The 18,425-nt window shown below is 63.1% G+C and carries 15 protein-coding genes and 1 riboswitch; of the genes, 9 read left to right on the forward strand and 6 right to left on the reverse strand.

Annotated elements, in window-relative coordinates; genetic code table 11:
• Window position 1: 1 nt before the first annotated feature.
• Window positions 2-1,192 carry a YbfB/YjiJ family MFS transporter gene (locus JQ611_RS24985; RefSeq protein WP_212466867.1) on the forward strand — a complete coding sequence of 397 codons (1,191 nt, stop codon included), beginning with the start codon at window positions 2-4 and terminating at the stop codon, window positions 1,190-1,192.
• Between the two features lie 38 nt (window positions 1,193-1,230).
• Here the strand turns inward: JQ611_RS24985 and JQ611_RS24990 are convergent, their stop codons facing one another.
• The 5 genes from JQ611_RS24990 to JQ611_RS25010 all read right to left on the reverse strand — a co-directional run bounded on the left by JQ611_RS24990 (window position 1,231) and on the right by JQ611_RS25010 (window position 5,843).
• On the reverse strand, window positions 1,231-2,016 hold the full coding sequence (locus JQ611_RS24990; protein ID WP_212466868.1) for a molybdopterin-dependent oxidoreductase: 786 nt from the start codon (window positions 2,014-2,016) through the stop codon (window positions 1,231-1,233).
• Window positions 2,017-2,027: 11 nt separating this feature from the next.
• Window positions 2,028-2,675: a cytochrome b/b6 domain-containing protein gene (locus JQ611_RS24995; protein WP_212466869.1), complete on the reverse strand. Its 648-nt coding sequence runs from the start codon at window positions 2,673-2,675 to the stop codon at window positions 2,028-2,030.
• A gap of 178 nt (window positions 2,676-2,853) precedes the next feature.
• Window positions 2,854-3,408: a fasciclin domain-containing protein gene (locus JQ611_RS25000; RefSeq protein ID WP_212035775.1), complete on the reverse strand. Its 555-nt coding sequence runs from the start codon at window positions 3,406-3,408 to the stop codon at window positions 2,854-2,856.
• 982 nt (window positions 3,409-4,390) lie between these two features.
• Window positions 4,391-4,801, reverse strand: coding sequence for a dihydroneopterin aldolase (gene folB / locus JQ611_RS25005; protein WP_212466870.1), 411 nt, complete (start codon window positions 4,799-4,801; stop codon window positions 4,391-4,393).
• Between the two features lie 35 nt (window positions 4,802-4,836).
• A riboswitch (ZMP/ZTP riboswitch) is annotated at window positions 4,837-4,917 on the reverse strand.
• Between the two features lie 164 nt (window positions 4,918-5,081).
• Window positions 5,082-5,843: an SDR family oxidoreductase gene (locus JQ611_RS25010; protein ID WP_212466871.1), complete on the reverse strand. Its 762-nt coding sequence runs from the start codon at window positions 5,841-5,843 to the stop codon at window positions 5,082-5,084.
• Window positions 5,844-5,917: 74 nt separating this feature from the next.
• Here JQ611_RS25010 and JQ611_RS25015 point away from each other — a divergent pair, with 74 nt between their 5' ends.
• Window positions 5,918-7,444: a malonyl-CoA synthase gene (locus tag JQ611_RS25015; RefSeq protein ID WP_212389431.1), complete on the forward strand. Its 1,527-nt coding sequence runs from the start codon at window positions 5,918-5,920 to the stop codon at window positions 7,442-7,444.
• A 282-nt stretch (window positions 7,445-7,726) separates the two neighbouring features.
• Entirely contained in the window at window positions 7,727-8,779 is a 1,053-nt protein-coding gene (locus tag JQ611_RS25020) for an HD-GYP domain-containing protein (RefSeq protein ID WP_212466872.1), read from the forward strand.
• Between the two features lie 38 nt (window positions 8,780-8,817).
• On the opposite strand, the gene JQ611_RS25025 is transcribed toward JQ611_RS25020, so the two are convergent.
• Entirely contained in the window at window positions 8,818-9,672 is an 855-nt protein-coding gene (locus JQ611_RS25025; protein ID WP_249133427.1) for a sulfite exporter TauE/SafE family protein, read from the reverse strand.
• Window positions 9,673-10,184: 512 nt separating this feature from the next.
• Between JQ611_RS25025 and sdhC the strand changes: the two genes are divergently transcribed.
• The 6 genes from sdhC (at window position 10,185) to JQ611_RS25055 (ending at window position 18,291) form a co-directional block, all read left to right on the forward strand.
• Entirely contained in the window at window positions 10,185-10,586 is a 402-nt protein-coding gene (gene sdhC / locus JQ611_RS25030; RefSeq protein ID WP_192739356.1) for a succinate dehydrogenase, cytochrome b556 subunit, read from the forward strand.
• A 20-nt stretch (window positions 10,587-10,606) separates the two neighbouring features.
• Window positions 10,607-10,981, forward strand: coding sequence for a succinate dehydrogenase, hydrophobic membrane anchor protein (sdhD, locus tag JQ611_RS25035; protein ID WP_211994682.1), 375 nt, complete (start codon window positions 10,607-10,609; stop codon window positions 10,979-10,981).
• Between the two features lie 3 nt (window positions 10,982-10,984).
• Window positions 10,985-12,856 carry a succinate dehydrogenase flavoprotein subunit gene (gene sdhA / locus JQ611_RS25040; RefSeq protein WP_249133428.1) on the forward strand — a complete coding sequence of 624 codons (1,872 nt, stop codon included), beginning with the start codon at window positions 10,985-10,987 and terminating at the stop codon, window positions 12,854-12,856.
• 136 nt (window positions 12,857-12,992) lie between these two features.
• Window positions 12,993-13,775: a succinate dehydrogenase iron-sulfur subunit gene (locus JQ611_RS25045; protein ID WP_192739357.1), complete on the forward strand. Its 783-nt coding sequence runs from the start codon at window positions 12,993-12,995 to the stop codon at window positions 13,773-13,775.
• Between the two features lie 121 nt (window positions 13,776-13,896).
• Window positions 13,897-16,089, forward strand: a complete 2,193-nt coding sequence (locus JQ611_RS25050; protein ID WP_212466873.1) for a hybrid sensor histidine kinase/response regulator — start codon at window positions 13,897-13,899, stop codon at window positions 16,087-16,089.
• Window positions 16,090-16,227: 138 nt separating this feature from the next.
• Complete coding sequence (locus tag JQ611_RS25055; RefSeq protein ID WP_212466874.1) at window positions 16,228-18,291, forward strand: ABC transporter ATP-binding protein/permease; 2,064 nt, start codon at window positions 16,228-16,230, stop codon at window positions 18,289-18,291.
• Window positions 18,292-18,425: the final 134 nt, after the last annotated feature.

The following is an 18,425-nucleotide window of genomic DNA, read 5'->3' on the forward strand; positions in this document are numbered from 1 at the left end:
TGTGAGAGCCCCTAACCCTCCCCCGTCCTACGCGCATCCCGCGTGGTTGATCCTCATCGTGTCGCTTGCGCCGACGATCGGTCTTGGAATCGGCCGCTTCGCCTATGCCCTGGTGCTTCCGGACATGCGCGACGCGCTGGGCTGGTCCTATTCCGCGGCCGGCTTCATGAACACGATCAACGCCGTCGGATATCTCGCGGGCGCGCTGCTCGCCTCGCGCATGATCCGGCGGTTTGGGCTGACGCGAACGGTGCGCTGGGGAACACTGGCTGCCGTCATCTCGCTGGCGCTCTGCGCCGTCTCCGGCAATTTTTTCGTGCTGAGCTTTGCCCGGTTGCTGGCGGGCATCGGAGCCGCGGGTGGATTCGTCGGCGGCGCGGCGCTGGCCGCCACGATCGCGCAGACACGCCCCGATCGCGCCAATTTCCTGCTCAGCCTGTTTTACGCCGGGCCCGGGCTCGGCATCCTCGCGTCGGGACTGATCGCGCCGTTCGTGCTGCAAGGTTTTGGGCCCGGATCGTGGTGGATCGTGTGGTGGGCGATGACACTGCTCTCCGCCCTCCTGATCATGCCGCTGCTGCTGGCGCCGCTGGGCGGTGGCGCTGATATCGACAGCGCGGCACCAGCCAGATTCTCCGTTGGACCGGTGCTGACCTATCTGCTCGGCTACTTCCTGTTCGGCGCCGGCTACATCGCCTACATGACCTTCATGATCGCCTATGTCCGCGATGGCGGCGGCGGCGCGGCGGCGCAGAGCCTGTTCTGGAGCCTGATCGGGATGAGTGCGTTCGCAACGCCCTGGGTATGGCGGCGGGTGCTGGCGCTTGATCGCGGCGGCCTCACCACCGCAATTATTTTGGGCGTCAACGCGATCGGCGCGGCGCTGCCGATCTTCGGGCACTCGCCGCTGTTGCTGGCGATCTCGGCGCTGGTATTCGGTGTCGCGTTCTTCGCGGTGGTGGGATCGACCACCGCCTTCGTGCGCTTCAACTATCCGCCATCCGTCTGGCCTATGGGGATCGCGGCGATGACCATTTCGTTTGGCATCGGCCAGACGCTGGGGCCGATCGTGGTCGGCGCGATCACCGACGCGGTGGGAAGTCTTTCGTTTGCGCTCAACGTTTCCGCGGCGATGCTGGCGACCGGCGCGGTTTTGTGCGCGTTTCAGAAGCGGCTGAAGACGACTGCGTAGGGTGGGTGGAGCGCAGCGATACCCACCCTACGAAGCGATCAACTCCCGCTGAACGAATTATATCCCTGGTCTTCCCAGAAGCCGCCCTTGTAATCGTTGGTGACTTCCATCGAGAGCACGTATTTCGGATTCTTGAAGCCGAGCTTTGTCGGCACGCGAATCTTCATCGGAAAGCCATAGGCGCGCGGCAGGATCTCGTCGCCGAACTTGAACGTCATCTGGGTCTGCGCATGCAGCGCGCTGCGCATGTCGAGCGGCGAATTGTAGCCGTCCTTGTCGGCGCACTGGAACCAGACATATTTGGCGCGGGTGTCGGCGCCGACGATTTGCAGGAAATCGCGCAGCGGCGTGCCGGTCCAGCTGCCGATCGCGCTCCAGCCCTCGACGCAGATATGGCGCGTGACCTGCTTGACCTGCGGCAGCTTGTACAATTCCTCGAGCGTCCACGACTTCTTGTTCTCGACCAGGCCCCGCACCTCGAGCTTCCAGTCCTTGGACTCGATCTCGGGGGCCTCGTCGAGGCTGTAATAGGCGTTGAACGGGAACGGCTTGGTGATCGCGCTTTCCGGGAAGGTCGGCGCCATCGCATCGGGATTGAACATCCAGGCCTGCACGCCGTCATTGAATTTCGAGACCTGCTTCAGCATTTCCTCGGCCGAAAAACTGTCCGTTACGTCGCAGCCGGTGAGCAGCGTCAGCGCGCCGAGGCTGGCGCCGCCGGAGATGAAGCGCCGGCGCGTCAGGTCCGGCATGGTCTTGACGGCATCCTTGAGCAGCAGGCTCTTGTCGACGCCGGGAATCAGAAGGTTGCGCAAGCGGCCCATGATATTTCTCCTCAGCGACCGATAATCATCGCGCGAAGACTCTTCGGCACCAGCAGTGCGAGCGCGACGTGAACCACCATGAAGGCGACAATCGCCGCCATGCAGAAGAAGTGGACGTAACGGGCGGCCTCGTAGCCGCCGAACATTGCCGTCAGATATTGCAGCTGCACCGGCTTCCAGATCGCCAGCCCCGACAGCACGATCAGGATGCCGACCACGATGATGCCGGCATAGAGCAGCTTCTGCACGTAATTGTACTTGGTCAGATCCTCGTGAGACAGCTTGCCGGTCAGCGCCGCCTTGGTATCGGCAAGCACGCCCTCCGACGTGATCGGCAGCAGCTTCTTGCGGAAGCGGCCGGTGGCGAGCCCCAAAGCGAGGTAGATCAGGCCGTTGACCATCAACAGCCACATCGCGGCAAAATGCCAGAGCAGCCCGCCGCCGAGCCAGCCGCCCAGCGTGATGCTGCTCGAGAAGGTGAAACCGAACAACGGCGATGCGTTATAGATCTGCCATCCCGACATGATCATCAGGACCATCGCAAAGGCATTGGTCCAGTGCAGCGCCCGTACCCAGGCCGGCTGAATGACCTTCGCTCGCGTCGCCCCAGGGGCTGCCTTGGCGCTGGCTTGCTCGTCGCTGGCGGTGATGCTCGACATGGCCTGATCCGTCGTTGCAATGGGTTACCGTTTATACGCCGGGAACCGGGGTTTCGTTACTGCCCTCGTGCGACCAGATCGACGCATGGGGCTCTTCGGGGTCACAAAAAAGCGAGCCGGGTCGCCCCGGCTCGCCCTTCCCCGCATCCTGTTGGGACTAATCAGGAGCGCGCGGAGATCACGAAGCCGGCATCAGCACGGTATCGACCACATGGATCACGCCGTTGGACTGGTTGACGTTCGAGATCGTGACCATCGAGGTTCCACCCTTGGCGTCGACGATCCAGACCTTGCTGCCGTCGAGCTTCACCGTCAGCTGTTCGCCTTCGGCGGTCTTGAGCTTCATGCCGTCCTTGAGGTCGGCTGCGGCGAGCCTGCCGGGGACGACATGGTAGGTCAGGATCTTGGTCAGGGTCGCCTTGTTCTCAGGCTTCACCAGCGTGTCGACGGTGCCGGCCGGCAGCTTGCCGAAGGCGGCGTTGGTCGGCGCAAACACCGTGAACGGGCCTTTGCTTTCCAGGGTTTCGACCAGACCAGCGGCCTTCACGGCGGCGACCAGCGTGGTGTGGTCCTTGGAGTTGACGGCGTTCTGGACGATGTTCTTCGAGGGGAACATCGCGGCGCCGCCGACCATCACGGTCTTTTCTTCCGCGCTTGCCGGCGCTGACACGGTGGCGGTGAGCGCGAGCACGCTGAAGGCGGCGGCGGTCAGATAAGCGATACGGTTCGACATGGATCTTCTCCCGATGATTGAGGTCTCCGGCGGGGGGCCGCCGGTGCTGAGAACAACGACGCTGGTCGGTTGACCGTTTTCGCCGTCGTTGGCCGAGCTACGGGAGGTTTTTCGGGCAGTTTCGGCGGATAATTTATCGTGATGGCTGAAACTTTCGGGAGGGTGGTCCGTGGGGGAGTAGTCGTCCCGGCGAAGGCCGGGACCCATACGCCGCGGCGCTTGTAGTGAGAGAGGCTGCTCGACGATCTTCTTTCAATCGAACCTTCGGTGGCTATGGGTCCCGGCCTTCGCCGGGACGACGCGGAAACAGTTTCGCATTCTCGCGGCGCGATGCGCCCGAGGTTTTCAATTTCGTTCCGCCCCCGAAATCAGAGGGCGCAGGGAATGCCGGATGCGCGCTGCACCCGCGGTCTCGCGTGCGATTGTGCTAAAGAAGCTGCACACGAGCATACAGGGCAGCGGAGAACATCCGACATTCCCTGCGCAATGGCTTTACGGCTTATGACGCGCTCTCCCCGGTGAGACGGCCTCTATTGCCACCGTCGCCCCTCGGGGGCGTTAGCTCCCGAAAGGCTTGACGCCGTTACGGGCGCCAGGACCACACGCTTTTGCCGTACGCATCAGCCGCGACCGTCAATCGCAACGTCAGCGTCCACCGCATCCCCGCCCCTCGTTGTGACGATGGCCAACGCCCCTCTGAGTGGGACGGGATGGCGATAGATGCGCACTGATTTGGGTCGGATGGCAACAAGAATATTTTTGATTTTCGGAACTTCTTGACTTGACATGATTTCTGCAAATCGGAATTGATTTGCCTGTCGGGTTACTTTGTCGCAGCTACCATCTCCACATCGTCATTGCGAGCGCAGCGAAGCAATCCATGATGCCGCGTTACGAGAGATGGATTGCTTCGCTTCGCCCGCAATGACGATCCCGTGCGGTGAAGGATGGGTGGGCCACCGCGTCGTACCGATGCCGCCCCCTAGACAAAATCTTCCATTGCTTCCTCGACCGGCCGATCCGCCAGCTCGGCGCGCGCCAGGCGCACCGTGATTCCGACCTTGCTGACCGTATGCGGGATCGGCGGACTGAACTTGGCGACGCCAACGGTGATGGTGTCGATCAAGGCGAAGCGCCGCAGCAGGCCGATCGCAACCGCTTCCCCGAGCGCTTCCAGCGTTTGATATTTCGTCGCGCCGGCAAGACTCACGGCGGCATCCACCACGGCATCATAGCGGATCGATGCATCCAGCCTGTCGTCCCGGTGCGTCGGCGCCGCCTTTAACGTCGCGTCGATGTCGAAGGTGAATTTCTGGCCGAGCCGGCGCTCTTCCTCGAACAGGCCGTGATATCCGAAGGTCTGCAATCCTGATATCTGGATGGTCGTCAACATGGGCCGCTCCTTCTCAAGGAGGTGGATCGGATTTTTCCGATTGCCCAGGCGCGCGGCTGAAAATCTCGCGCTTCCCGATGGTGCCCCATCTGCGATCGCCAGTCGCGCGAGAGCCTAGGTATAGCGGGAGAATGTATGCGGCTCAAGCTTGTAGGGTGGGCAAAGGCGCGCTTGCGCCGTGCCCACCACAATTTGGCGTCATAAAAAGATGGTGGGCACGCGGAGCCTGTCATCGGGCGCGCATTCGCGCGACCCGTTGGCTTTGCCCACCCTACGATCTCTAATCATTGCTCGCCGGCGTCTGGATGAAGCCGCGATTGTGTGTCGGGCTGATCAGGATCTCGTTGACGCAGACGCGCGGCGGCAGGCTGGCGACGAACGCGATGGTGCGGCCGCAATCCTCGGGCTGCAGCATCTTCGCCAGTTGGGTTTCGTTCGGCGGCACCGGGCGCGATTTCAGGATCGGGGTTGCGACCTCGCCGGGCGACAGGCAGCAGGCGCGCAGCCCGTTGACGCATTCGTCCATGTTGAAGGAATGGGTCAGCGCCAGCACTGCATGCTTGGTGGTGGTGTAGGCCGGGCCCGTCATCTTCGAGACATGACGACCGGCCCAGGACGCGACGTTGATGATGCAGCCATCCTTCTGCTTGCGCATCGCCGGCAGCACAGCTTGCATGCAGAACATGACGCCGTTGAGGTTGATATTGACGACCTTGTCCCAGCCCTCCGGTTCCACATCCGCCCAGCTCCGCTTCGGTACGTTGACGCCGGCACTGTTGACCAGGAGGTCGATCCGGCCGTGCTTGGCGAGGATCTGTTCCGCCGCTCTGTTGACGTCGGCCCTGTTGCCGACATCGAGCGCGATCGCCTCGGCCTTGCCGCCCTTTTTGGTGATGTTGGCCACGACCCGGTCCAGCTCGGCCTGGCGGCGTCCCGAAACCACGACGATCCAGCCATCCGCCGCGAGATGCTCCGCGCCGGATTCACCGATTCCCGTGCCGCCGCCGGTCACCCAGGCTACGCGTTTCCCATTATTTGACATGCAAACTGTCTCCGTTGCTTTTTGAGGGGCCTTTTTGCTAATCCAGCCACCTGATGCCCCTCAGGGAATGTTGCATGAACACCACCGCCAGCGCCAACCTGTTTTCCCGCCTGTTCGACAAGCTCGACGACCCCGCCCGGCTCGCGATCGAGATGCTCGACGGTACGAAAATCAGCTATGCCGATCTGATCGCCCGCGCCGGCCAGATGGCGAATGTGCTGGTTTCCAGGGGCGTCAAACCGGGCGACCGCGTGGCGGCGCAGACCGAAAAATCCGTACCGGCGCTGGTGCTCTATCTCGCCACGGTACGATCAGGTGCGGTGTATCTGCCGCTCAACACCGCCTATACGCTGAACGAGCTTGAGTATTTCATCACCGACGCCGAGCCGTCGCTGGTGGTGTGCGACCCCTCCAAGGCTGAGGGCATCGGCGCGATCGCGGCCAAGGTCAAAGCCAAGGTCGAAACGCTCGGACCCGACGGCAAGGGAACGCTGACGGACGCCGCCGCCCGGGCGGACACTTCGTTTGCAACGGTCGCCCGCGCCAGCGACGACCTCGCAGCGATCCTCTACACGTCGGGCACCACGGGGCGTTCCAAGGGCGCGATGCTGACGCACGACAATCTCGCCTCGAACTCGCTCTCGCTGGTGGACTATTGGCGCTTCACCAAGGACGATGTGCTGATCCACGCGCTGCCGATCTATCACACCCATGGCCTGTTCGTGGCGAGCAACGTGACGCTGTTCGCACGCGCCTCGATGATCTTCCTGCCGAAGCTCGACCCCGAACTGATGATCAAGCTGATGGCGCGTGCAACCGTGCTGATGGGCGTGCCAACCTTCTACACGCGGCTGCTGCAGAGCCCGGCGCTGACCAAAGACTCCGCCAAGCACATGCGGCTGTTCATTTCGGGCTCGGCGCCGCTGCTCGCCGACACCCATCGCGAATGGGCCGCACGCACCGGTTTTGCCATTCTCGAACGTTACGGCATGACCGAAACCAACATGAACACCTCCAACCCCTATGACGGCGACCGCGTTGCCGGCGCCGTCGGCCTTCCCTTGCCCGGCGTTTCCGTCCGCGTCACCGATCCCGAAACCGGCAAGGAGATCGCGCGCGACACCATCGGCATGATCGAGGTCAAGGGCCCGAACGTCTTCAAGGGCTATTGGCGGATGCCGGAGAAAACAAAAGCCGAATTCCGCGACGACGGCTTCTTCATCACCGGCGATCTCGGCAAGATCGACGACAAGGGTTATGTGCACATTCTCGGCCGCGGCAAGGATCTGGTGATCTCCGGCGGCTTCAACGTCTACCCGAAGGAAATCGAGAGCGAGATCGACGCCATGCCGGGTGTGATCGAATCCGCCGTGATCGGCGTGCCGCATGCGGACTTTGGCGAAGGCGTCACCGCGGTCGTGGTGTGCAACAAGGGCGCCGACATCAGCGAAGCCTCGGTGCTGCAAGCGCTCGATGGGCGTCTTGCAAAGTTCAAGATGCCGAAGCGCGTCTTCGTCGTCGACGAATTGCCGCGCAACGCGATGGGCAAGGTGCAGAAGAATATTCTGCGGGATACTTACGCAAAGATTTACGCAAAATAGCGCCATCCCCTGTCCGGGTGAGACGACGCCTGTGCCTGCGCCAACGAAGCGCGAAGCCAAGCTCCACGATGACGAGTTCCACCATGGCGAGTTCCAGGGCGCGCGGCGCATGTGAACAATTTTTGGGCATTGCCATTTAACCGAAAGATTCCGTTTCGCGGATAGCGTGACGAATGGCGCGTTGTACTCCCGTAATATTACGGTCGTTTTGAAACGGCGAGCCAGTCTGATTTTCAGAAGCGATGACGATCAGGCCAAACCGCCTTCCAGGTAATGTTATCGATGTTGTTGCACGTCGTCGCAGATCAACCGGATCGAATCTCGACGCTCCGCATGCTGCTGGGGGCGAAGTTCAGCGTCAGCTCGTCCTTGCTCCGCAAGGAACACAACGTCCCGAAGAATTGCGACGCGGCCATCGTCAGCGTGGATCTTCGAAACGCCGACAACATCGTCGCGCTCAAGGAGCTAGCGGCGAAATTCAAGGGCGCCAAGCGGAAGATCTTCATCATCGACCAGAAGGCGCGGCTGTTCGCGGCGCAGGCCTATGCCCTTGGCGCCACGCACGTGCTGTTCAATCCGGTCACCGCGCGGTCGCTGCTCGCGGTGCTGATCGACCCCGGTTCGATCGAACGCACTGACGACACCGGCGACCATGAAGGCGCGCGCGGTGCGGCCTCTGCCGGCGCCGCCTCGCTGGCGCTGATGTTCGCCGCGGTGCTGCATGGCCAGCCGATCGATGTCGCGGACGCCAAATCGGTCGCCTGCAAGATTTCCAATTGCGTTGCCGACGAAGGTCTCTCCGAATGGCTGGAAGTCGTCCGCCGCCACCATGAGGGCACCTATCAGCATTGCCTGCTGGTGACGGGAACGGCGGTCGCCTTCGGACTGAGCCTGGGATTGGCCGAAGCGGATATCGAGCGGCTGTATTCGGCGGCGATGTTCCACGACATCGGCAAAGCCAAGATTCCCCTCGCGGTGCTCGACAAACCCAGCCGTCTGGAACCGGGCGAGCGCGCTTTGATCGAAACCCATCCGGCGGCCGGGCACACCATCCTGAAGGGGACGCGCGGCATCTCGGCGGAAATCCTGCACGCGGTCCGGCACCACCATGAATATCTCGACGGCAGCGGATATCCCGACGCGCTTTGCGCCGAAAGCATTTCCGACCTGGTCCGGATCCTGACCATCGCCGATATTTTTGCGGCGCTGATCGAATTTCGCCAGTACAGGCCGGCGATGCCGCGTGCGCAAGCCTATGAAATTCTCGGCGGCATGCACGGCAAGCTGGAAGCTCCGCTCGTCAAGGCGTTCAGGGAAGTCGCCCTGAACCGCTGAGGGCGCGCGAACGCACTGCATTGCGTCGATGATGTTTCCTACAACAGGCTGATCACAAACCGGCTGCCGACAATGAAGAGATAGCAGCCGAACGCGATCTCCAGGTTGCGCTTTGACATCGCATGCGCCGCGCGCACGCCAAGCGGCGCGGTGAGCAGGCTGGTCGGCATCACAAGCAAGGCGCCGATCAGCGAGACGAAGCCGATTGCGAACGGCAGCTGCAGCGCGGTGACATCCGGATAGCGCGCCGCCGCAGGCCAGCCGGCATAGATGTAGCCGAGCGCGCCGGGGATCGAGATCAGCACCGCCAGCGCCGAGGAGGTCGCGACCGCCTGATGAATCGGACGGCCATAGAACGTCATCAGAAGATTGGCGAACAGGCCGCCGCCGACCCCCATCAGGGTCGACAGCAGACCGATGAAGAAGCCATAGAGCCGCATCAGCGGGCCCTTTGGGATGTCGTCGCCGAATTTCCAGTTGTCGCGCGCCAGCAGCAGGCGCGCGGCGGCCGACCATGCCACGCCGACGAAGACGATCTTGAACAGCCGCTCGGGCGCGTAACGCGCGGTGATGCTGCCGGCGATGACGCCGATGATGATCGGCAGCCACCACAGTTTGAGCACGCCCAGATCAACCGCGCCGCGGGCGTGATGGGCGCGAAACGAACGGATCGAGGTCGGGATGATAATGGCGAGCGAGGTGCCGATACAGAGCGGCATCCGCACATCCAGCGGCACGCCCGCGAGCCGGAAGCACTCATAGAACACCGGCACCAGGATCGCGCCGCCGCCGATCCCGAAGATGCCGGCGAAAAACCCCGACACCGCGCCGACCGCAACCAGCATCAGCGCCAGTTCGACAAGCTCGACGAGATTAAGCCCGGCCATCACCATCCCGATCCCGCCTGCACGTTGAGGAACACCGCAGCGTTACCCGACGAATCGCAACGCGACCATTGCCGCCCTGGCGGCAGCCCCCACGATCAAATGCAAGGCTTGAAGTGCAAGGCTTCAAGCCGAGGACGCGCTGTCAGGGCGTGCGCTGGATTCGCATATCCGGTCGGCTCTGCGGGAATAGCCTCGACGCGCTCGGGAACGGCGGCGAAGGGACGCCGCCCGCTCCACGATGTGGGGCCGCCGGCCACGCCACCGCCGACCCTTTATACGCGCAGGCGGCGACAGCTCACCACAACAAGCGAACAATGATTCGTTCTTTCAATGAATCAGTGCAAGCGTGGTATACCAAGCCGCTGATCGCCCTCGTTTCATCCTCGATCTAGTAATGAACGACCGTTCGATTTCGTGGCATTTGATCGTTGCGCTCGCTGGTTCGACTACGTAAATAGAATTGCTTTAACGCGATCCCCGATGGGCCGCACCACGTCCCGCCAACTTCAAAGCCGCCGATGACCGCCAGGATCGAACGACCGCTTTCTCCCCATCTGCAGACCTACCGCTGGACGCTGACGATGGCGCTGTCCATCGTCCACCGCGCCACCGGCGTGGCGCTGTATTTCGGAACCCTGCTGCTGGCCTGGTGGCTGATCGCCGCCGCCTCCGGCCCCGGCGCCTACGCCAATGTGCAGGCTTTTACCGGCAGCTTCATCGGACGCCTGATCGTGTTCGGCTACACCTGGGCGCTGATGCATCATTTGCTTTCCGGGCTCCGGCATCTCGTCTGGGACCTCGGCTACGGCTTCAAGGCCAATGAGCGCGAGGCCCTGACCTGGGGCGCGCTGATCGGCGGCATTTCGCTTACCATCCTGGTCTGGATCGTCGCCTACATGACCATCGGAGGCGGACGATGAACGCGCCCAAGTCGCCTTCCATGCGCACACCTCTCGCGCGCGTCCGCGCCCTCGGCTCCTCGCATTCCGGTACCTCCGATTTCTGGCGTCAGCGCCTCACCGCTGTCGCGATGACCTTGCTGATCGTGCCTGTGATCGTGGTGGTGCTGATGTTGCTCGGCAGCAACCAGGCGGGTGCCAAGCAAATCTTCAGCTCGGTGCCCATCGCGATCATCATGCTGCTCTTCATTCTCGCCAGTGCCTGGCACATGAAGATCGGCATGCAGGTCGTGATCGAAGACTACGTGCACAACGAGAAGATCAAGCTCGCCAGCGTGATGGCCAATAATTTCTTCTGTATCGCGGTGGCGCTCGCCTCCATTTACGCGATCCTCAAAATGTCATCGGGAGTGTAACCCATGGCTTCTAAGAATCCGGCGACTGAAGGTAACGGCAAGGCCACCAACGGCAGTGGCGGTCCAGGAAGTGGTCCTGCCACCAACGGAAAAGCCTATCCGATCGAAGACCATACCTACGACGTCGTCGTGGTCGGCGCCGGCGGCGCGGGCTTGCGCGCCGTGGTCGGCTGCTCGGAAGCCGGCCTGCGCACCGCCTGCATCACAAAAGTGTTCCCGACCCGCTCGCACACGGTCGCCGCACAGGGCGGCATTTCGGCGGCACTCGGCAACATGCATCAGGACGACTGGCGCTGGCATATGTACGACACCGTCAAGGGGTCGGACTGGCTCGGCGACCAGGACGCCATCGAATACATGGTGCGCAACGCGCCCGAAGCGGTCTACGAGCTCGAACATTGGGGTGTGCCGTTCTCGCGCACCGAAGACGGCAAGATCTACCAGCGCCCGTTCGGCGGCATGACCATGGATTTCGGCAAGGGCCAGGCGCAGCGCACCTGCGCCGCCGCCGACCGTACCGGTCACGCCATGCTGCACACGATGTACGGCCAGTCGCTGCGCCACGCGGCCGAGTTCTTCATCGAGTTCTTCGCCATCGACCTCATCATGGACGACCAGGGCGTTTGCCGCGGCGTGATCGCGCTCAAGCTCGACGACGGCACGCTGCATCGTTTCCGCGCCCAGACCACGATCCTCGCCACCGGCGGCTACGGCCGCGCCTACGCCTCCTGCACCTCGGCGCATACCTGCACCGGTGATGGCGGCGCCATGGCGCTGCGCGCCGGCCTGCCGCTGCAGGACATGGAGTTCGTCCAGTTCCATCCGACCGGCATCTACGGTTCGGGCTGCCTCGTCACCGAGGGCGCGCGCGGCGAAGGCGGCTATCTCGTCAATTCCGAGGGCGAGCGCTTCATGGAACGCTACGCGCCATCCGCCAAGGACCTTGCCTCGCGCGACGTGGTCTCGCGCGCGATGACCATCGAAATGCGCGAAGGCCGCGGCGTCGGCAAGAAAAAGGATCACATCTATCTGCACCTCGATCATCTCGATCCGAAGGTGCTGCATGAACGGCTGCCGGGCATTTCCGAATCGGCAAAAATCTTCGCCAATGTCGACGTCACCCGCGAGCCGATCCCGATCACGCCGACCGTGCACTATAATATGGGCGGCATTCCCACCAATTATCACGGCGAAGTGCTGACCAAGCGGGACGGCGACGACAACGCCACCGTGCCTGGCCTGATGGCACTCGGTGAAGCCGCCTGCGTCTCCGTGCACGGCGCCAACCGGCTCGGCTCCAACTCGCTGATCGACCTCGGCGTGTTCGGCCGCTCCGCGGCGCTGCGTTGCGCCGAAAAACTCACGGCCAACGGCAAGCAGCCGGAACTGCCGGCGGGCTCCGCCGACCTGGCGCTCGGCCGGCTCGATCACTACCGCTACGCCTCCGGCGGCACGCCGACCGCAAAACTGCGCGACAGCATGCAGCATGTGATGCAGAGCAATTGCGCGGTGTTCCGCACCGGCGAAGTCCTGAGCGAAGGCCAGAACCTGATCCACAAGGTGCATGGCGGCATCGGCGACGTCGCGACGGCGGACCGCTCGCTGGTGTGGAATTCCGACCTGATCGAAACCCTCGAATTCGACAATCTGATCGTGCAGGCGGTGGTGACGATGGACTCGGCGGCCAACCGCACCGAGAGCCGCGGCGCCCACGCCCGCGAGGATTTCGCCGAACGCGACGACAAGAACTGGATGAAGCACACGCTGGCGTGGATCGACGAGCGTGGCAAAACCACGATCGATTACCGCCCGGTGCACGACTACACGATGACCAACGACGTGCAGTACATCCCGCCAAAGGCGCGGGTGTATTGATCTCTACTTGTCATGCGCGGGCTTGACCCGCGCATCCATCTTTCTTCGAAGAAGATGGATTGCCGGATTCTAGTGGGAAGACGCGCTTCGCGCTTTTGTCCCGGCAATGATGAACTGAACCGCAGAGGCAAGATAGATGGTTGAATTCGCGCTTCCGAAGAACTCAAAGATCACCGGCGGCAAGACCTGGCCGAAACCGGCGGGCGCGACCGAGACGCGCGAGTTTCGGGTGTATCGCTGGAATCCGGACGACGGCAAAAATCCGAGCGTCGACACCTATCACATCGATACCAGCGAATGCGGGCCGATGGTGCTGGACGGCCTGATCTGGATCAAGAACCACATCGATCCGACGCTGACTTTCCGTCGCTCCTGCCGCGAAGGCGTCTGCGGTTCCTGCGCCATGAACATCGACGGCCAGAACACACTGGCCTGCACCAAGTCGATGCACGACGTCAAAGACGGCGCTGTCAAGGTCAACCCGCTGCCGCACCAGCCTGTCGTGAAGGACCTGGTGCCTGACCTGACCAATTTCTATGCGCAATATGCCTCGATCGAGCCGTGGCTGAAGACGACCACGCCGACGCCGCAGAAGGAATGGAAGCAGAGCCACGAGGACCGCGAAAAACTCGACGGCCTCTACGAATGCATCCTGTGCGCCTGCTGCTCGACCTCATGCCCGAGCTACTGGTGGAACAGCGACCGCTTCCTGGGCCCCGCCGCGCTGCTGCAGGCGACGCGCTGGGTTACCGATTCCCGCGATGAAGCCACCGGCGAGCGGCTCGACAATCTCGAAGACCCGTTCCGGCTCTACCGCTGCCACACCATCATGAACTGCGCCAAGGCTTGCCCGAAGGGTCTCAACCCGTCGGAAGCCATCGCCGAGCTCAAGCTGAAACTGGTCGAGCGGCAAATTTAGCTAATTTGTGCCGAGTATCCCGGTAGACGGCCGGGCCGGCGCCCGACAAAGTTTTCTGTTTCCGCGCCGCTTTGTTCCGTTACAGGTTTGACGTAAGATTCGCTCCGGAGCAGGAGCGCCCGTGCAGACCGCACAACGCAATTCGCTGAGATTGCTGCAATGGATGATGGCGGCCTCGCTGGCCCTCCCGCTGGCGCTGTTCATCTTTGCATCCGCGGTTTCCTGGATCTCGATCAACGAGACCGCCGACCGGGAAATCGAACGCTCGCTCGATGTCGTGCACGAGCACGCGCTGAAAGTGTTCGAGACCATCGACCGCAGCCTGTCCGAAATCGCCGAGGTGATCCGCGGCATTCCGGACGCCGGCATTACTTCCCGCGAGGAAGCGCTGCATCAGCGGCTGAAGCAGCTTGTCGGGTCGCTGCCGCAGGTGAAATCGACCTGGGTCTTCGACGCCAGGGGCCACGCGCTCGTCAACAGCCTCGTCATGCCCCCGCCCGAAATCGACTTCTCGGACCGGGATTATTTCAAGGTCCATGTCGCCGGCGACATCGGAACCTATATTGGCCAAGCGCTGATACCGCGCCCGCCCTATCAGGGCGCGCCGTTTTTCGGCTTCAGCCGGCGGCGGCAAAACGCGGACGGCAGCTTTGCCGGCGTGATCCAGGCGTCGGTACTGCCTGAATATTTCGAGAATTTCTACGCCCGGATCGGCCGCGAGCCCGGCAGCTTCTTTGCGCTCGCTTTGACCGACGGCGCGGTGCTGGCGCGCTTTCCGACCATCGATCAGGAAGCTCGGCTCGACCTCTCAGGACCGGTCGGACAACAGATCGCCGCGAACCCCAAGGCCGGCCTCATCACGGTTACGTCGCCGACCGACGGCATCGAGCGCCGCCTCGGCTACCAGCGGCTCGCCGAATATCCGATCTATATCAGCGCCGGCCTTGAGACGTCGGCAATCCGGGCGCGCTGGTTCTCCACCATCAGCCAGCACCTCATCTTCGGCGCGCCGGCCACCGCCCTGTTGTTTTTCTTGCTCGCACTCGCCCTGCGTCGAACGCGGCATCTTTATGCCGAGGCTGCCAAGCGGCAGGAGGCCGAAGAAGCGCTGAAGCATGGCCAGCGGCTCGAGGCGCTGGGGCAACTCACCGGCGGCGTCGCGCATGACTTCAACAATCTGCTCACCGTGATCCGCGCCTCCGTCGATCTGTTGCGGCGGCCGGACCTGCCGGAGCCGCGCCGGCTGCGCTACATCGACGCGATCTCGGACACGGTCACACGCGCGGCACGACTGACGAGCCAGCTGCTGGCGTTCGCACGCCGTCAGACACTCAAGCCGGAACTGTTCGACGTCGGCCAAAACGTGCAGATGCTGAGCGAGATGATCAAGACGCTGATCGGTTCGCGGATCGAGATCGAGATCCATGGGCCGACCGAACCGTGCGTCGTCAATGCCGATGCCGGGCAGTTCGAAACCGCGATGATCAACATGGCGGTCAACGCCCGCGACGCCATGGACGGCCGCGGCAGGCTGACCATCACGGTGCACGCGGCAACCGAATTGCCCGGCGCCGCCGCAGGTTCGCCAAATCCCCGCAACCAGGATTCCATCGGCCAGAACCGCGCCGGCCAAAAACCCACCGGCTATGTCGCCGTCTCCGTCGAGGATACCGGCGTCGGCATTCCCCAGGAGCAGTACGGTCGCATCTTCGAACCCTTCTTCACCACCAAGGAGGTCGGCCAGGGCACCGGGCTCGGCCTGTCCCAGGTGTTCGGTTTCGCCAGGCAATCCGGCGGCGAAGTGGTGGTGGCCAGCGAAGTGGGAAAAGGCAGCGTTTTCACGCTGTACCTGCCGCGTGCCACCGGTGACGGCAAGCCGCAGCAGATAATGGTGGAAGATGCTCCGCCGCTCGACGGAAGAGGCATGTCGGTGCTCGTGGTCGAAGACAATATCGAGGTCGGGAAATTCGCCACCGACGCGCTGGCCGAACTCGGCTACGGCACAACCCTGGTCGACAACGCCACGCACGCGCTGGAAGAACTGGCTGAAGGCGCCGACCGCTACGACGTGGTGTTCACCGACGTCGTGATGCCGGGCATGACCGGCATCGAGCTGGCGCAGGAAATCCGCCGCTACCATGCCGATCTGCCGGTCGTGCTGACCAGCGGCTACAGCCACGGCCTGTCCGAAAGCGGCAGCGACGGTCTGGAGCTGCTGCAAAAGCCCTACTCGATCGAGCAGCTTTCGCGCGTGCTGCACGCGGTCGCCCGCTGGCGCATGATGAAACGCGCCACCGCGACGCGGGCGTCCTGAGGTCAGCAGGTCAGCGGTGTCATTCACACGTCGTCACGGCCGGGCCAAGCCGTCTGAAGGACGGCGTCGCTTGCGCTCGCCTATGACGTGGGAAGCACCCATCAGGGAACCTTCTGATTTTCTTCGCGTTATCGGGCCATGGCCAAGACTGATAGTAAGTCCGATGCGAAGTCCGCCGTGAAGTCCGAGCCGTCCTCGAAGAAATCCGACTCGAAGAAATCCGATTCCTCGAAGAAATCGCCTGCCACCAAAGAATCTGCTTCCGAAGAGTCATCGGAAGAAAAGTCCGAGGTTGTCGATGTCGTTGCGGAAGACGGCGACCACGTTGAACCGCCGCCGCCGCAGGTGGTCGAGCCCGACCCGGAATTGTCGCCGGAGGAGGCCGAGCAGGCGCGTAAAGACTATCTGCTGACACGGTTCTGGATCAGCGCGCGCGGCTATTGGGGCAGAGGCGGCGACCGGCTGGCATGGGTCTTTTCGATCGGGCTGTTGATCCTGATCGTCGTCAATGTCGGATTCCAGTACGGCATCAATGTCTGGAACCGGGCGATCTTCGACGCCATCGAGAAGCGCGAATCCGCCACCGTCTTCTATCTCACCGGGGTGTTCTTCCCGCTTGCGATCGGCAGCGTGCTGCTCGGCGTCGCGCAGGTGTTCGCGCGGATGGGCATCCAGCGGCGCTGGCGGGCCTGGCTGACCAGCGCTGTCATGACGCGCTGGCTCACCAGCGGCCGCTACTACCAGCTCAACCTCGTCGGCGGCGATCACAAGAATCCGGAACACCGCATCGCCGAGGATCTGCGGATCTCGACCGACTCGCCGGTGGATTTCGTCGCCGGCGTCACCTCGGCGTTTTTATCCGCTGCGACCTTCATCGTGGTGCTCTGGACCATCGGCGGCGCGCTGACGGTGACGCTCGGCGGATCTGTTGTGACGATCCCCGGCTTTCTCGTCATTGCCGCGGTGGTCTACGCCGCGATCGCCTCCGGCTCGATCATGGCCATCGGCCGCCGCTTCGTGCAGGTGTCCGAGGACAAGAACCAGGCCGAGGCCGAATTCCGCTACACGCTGACCCGGGTGCGCGAGAACGGCGAGAGCATCGCGCTGCTCGGCGGCGAGGAGGAAGAACGCGACGGCCTCGACAAGAACTTTTCCAATGTACTGCGGCAATGGTCGCAGCTCGCCCGCCAGCATATGCGCACCACGCTGGTGTCGCAGGGATCCGGCCTGATTGCACCTGTAGTCCCGCTGCTGCTGTGCGCGCCGAAATTCCTCGACGGCAGCATGACGCTCGGACAGGTGATGCAGGCGGCCTCCGCCTTTACCATCGTGCAGACCGCGTTCGGCTGGCTGGTCGACAATTATCCGCGTCTCGCCGACTGGAACGCCTGCGCGCGCCGGATCGCCTCGCTGATGATGTCGCTCGACGGGCTGGAGCGGGCCGAACGCGGCGACGGCTTCGGCCGCATCAAGCGCGGCGAGACCGAGGGCGAGGCCATGCTCAGCCTCAACGATTTTTCGGTAACGCTCGACGACGGCACCGCCGTGGTCGGCGAGACCGAAGTCGTGATTGAACCTGGCGAACGGCTGTTGGTGGCCGGCGAATCCGGCACCGGCAAAAGCACCTTGGTGCGCGCGATTGCGGGGCTGTGGCCATGGGGTGGCGGCAGCGTCAATTTCCATCCTGACCGCCGGCTCTTCATGCTGCCGCAGAAGCCGTACATCCCCACCGGCACGCTGCGCCGTGCGATCGCCTATCCCGGCGCCGCCGAGGACTGGAGATCCGAACAATTCTGCGAAGCCCTGCACAAGGTCGGTCTCGATCATCTCAAGGAGAAGATCGAGGAAGAGGCGCCGTGGGACCAGACATTGTCGGGCGGCGAAAAGCAGCGGCTGGCGTTCGCGCGGCTGTTGCTGCACAACCCCGACATCGTGGTGCTGGACGAGGCGACCTCGGCGCTCGACGAAAAGAGCCAGGACAAGATGATGGAGATGGTCATCAAGGAGCTGCCGAAAGCAACCATCGTCAGTGTCGCCCATCGCGTCGAGCTGGAAGCCTTCCATAGCCGCAAGATCGTGCTGGAGCGGCGCAAGGGCGGCGCCAAGCTCGTCAGCGACGTCGATCTGATCCCGCGCAAGGGCAAACGCCGCCTGCTCGGCCGCTTCCTGCGCCAACGCAAGCCGCCGAAAAAGGCGGCGTGACGCTAGCTGTCGTCCCGGCGAACGCCGGGACCCATACCGCGTGATCTGTCGATGAAGCTCGGTAGCAGAGACCATTCGCAAAACTTCTCCCTGTGGTTATGGGTCCCCCGATGCGCAATTGCGCATCTGAGCTC

It is taken from the genome of Bradyrhizobium sp. AUGA SZCCT0182, from assembly GCF_018130185.1.
GTDB lineage: Bacteria > Pseudomonadota > Alphaproteobacteria > Rhizobiales > Xanthobacteraceae > Bradyrhizobium.

Coding starts and splice junctions, on each gene's coding strand:
- JQ611_RS24990 (WP_212466868.1), bottom strand. CDS start 2,016: ATGGGCCGCTTGCGCAACCTTCTGATTCCCGGCGTCGACAAGAGCCTG.
- JQ611_RS24995 (WP_212466869.1), bottom strand. CDS start 2,675: ATGTCGAGCATCACCGCCAGCGACGAGCAAGCCAGCGCCAAGGCAGCC.
- JQ611_RS25000 (WP_212035775.1), bottom strand. CDS start 3,408: ATGTCGAACCGTATCGCTTATCTGACCGCCGCCGCCTTCAGCGTGCTC.
- folB (WP_212466870.1), bottom strand. CDS start 4,801: ATGTTGACGACCATCCAGATATCAGGATTGCAGACCTTCGGATATCAC.
- JQ611_RS25010 (WP_212466871.1), bottom strand. CDS start 5,843: ATGTCAAATAATGGGAAACGCGTAGCCTGGGTGACCGGCGGCGGCACG.
- JQ611_RS25015 (WP_212389431.1), top strand. CDS start 5,918: ATGAACACCACCGCCAGCGCCAACCTGTTTTCCCGCCTGTTCGACAAG.
- JQ611_RS25020 (WP_212466872.1), top strand. CDS start 7,727: ATGTTGTTGCACGTCGTCGCAGATCAACCGGATCGAATCTCGACGCTC.
- JQ611_RS25025 (WP_249133427.1), bottom strand. CDS start 9,672: ATGGTGATGGCCGGGCTTAATCTCGTCGAGCTTGTCGAACTGGCGCTG.
- sdhC (WP_192739356.1), top strand. CDS start 10,185: ATGACCGCCAGGATCGAACGACCGCTTTCTCCCCATCTGCAGACCTAC.
- sdhD (WP_211994682.1), top strand. CDS start 10,607: ATGCGCACACCTCTCGCGCGCGTCCGCGCCCTCGGCTCCTCGCATTCC.
- sdhA (WP_249133428.1), top strand. CDS start 10,985: ATGGCTTCTAAGAATCCGGCGACTGAAGGTAACGGCAAGGCCACCAAC.
- JQ611_RS25045 (WP_192739357.1), top strand. CDS start 12,993: ATGGTTGAATTCGCGCTTCCGAAGAACTCAAAGATCACCGGCGGCAAG.
- JQ611_RS25055 (WP_212466874.1), top strand. CDS start 16,228: ATGGCCAAGACTGATAGTAAGTCCGATGCGAAGTCCGCCGTGAAGTCC.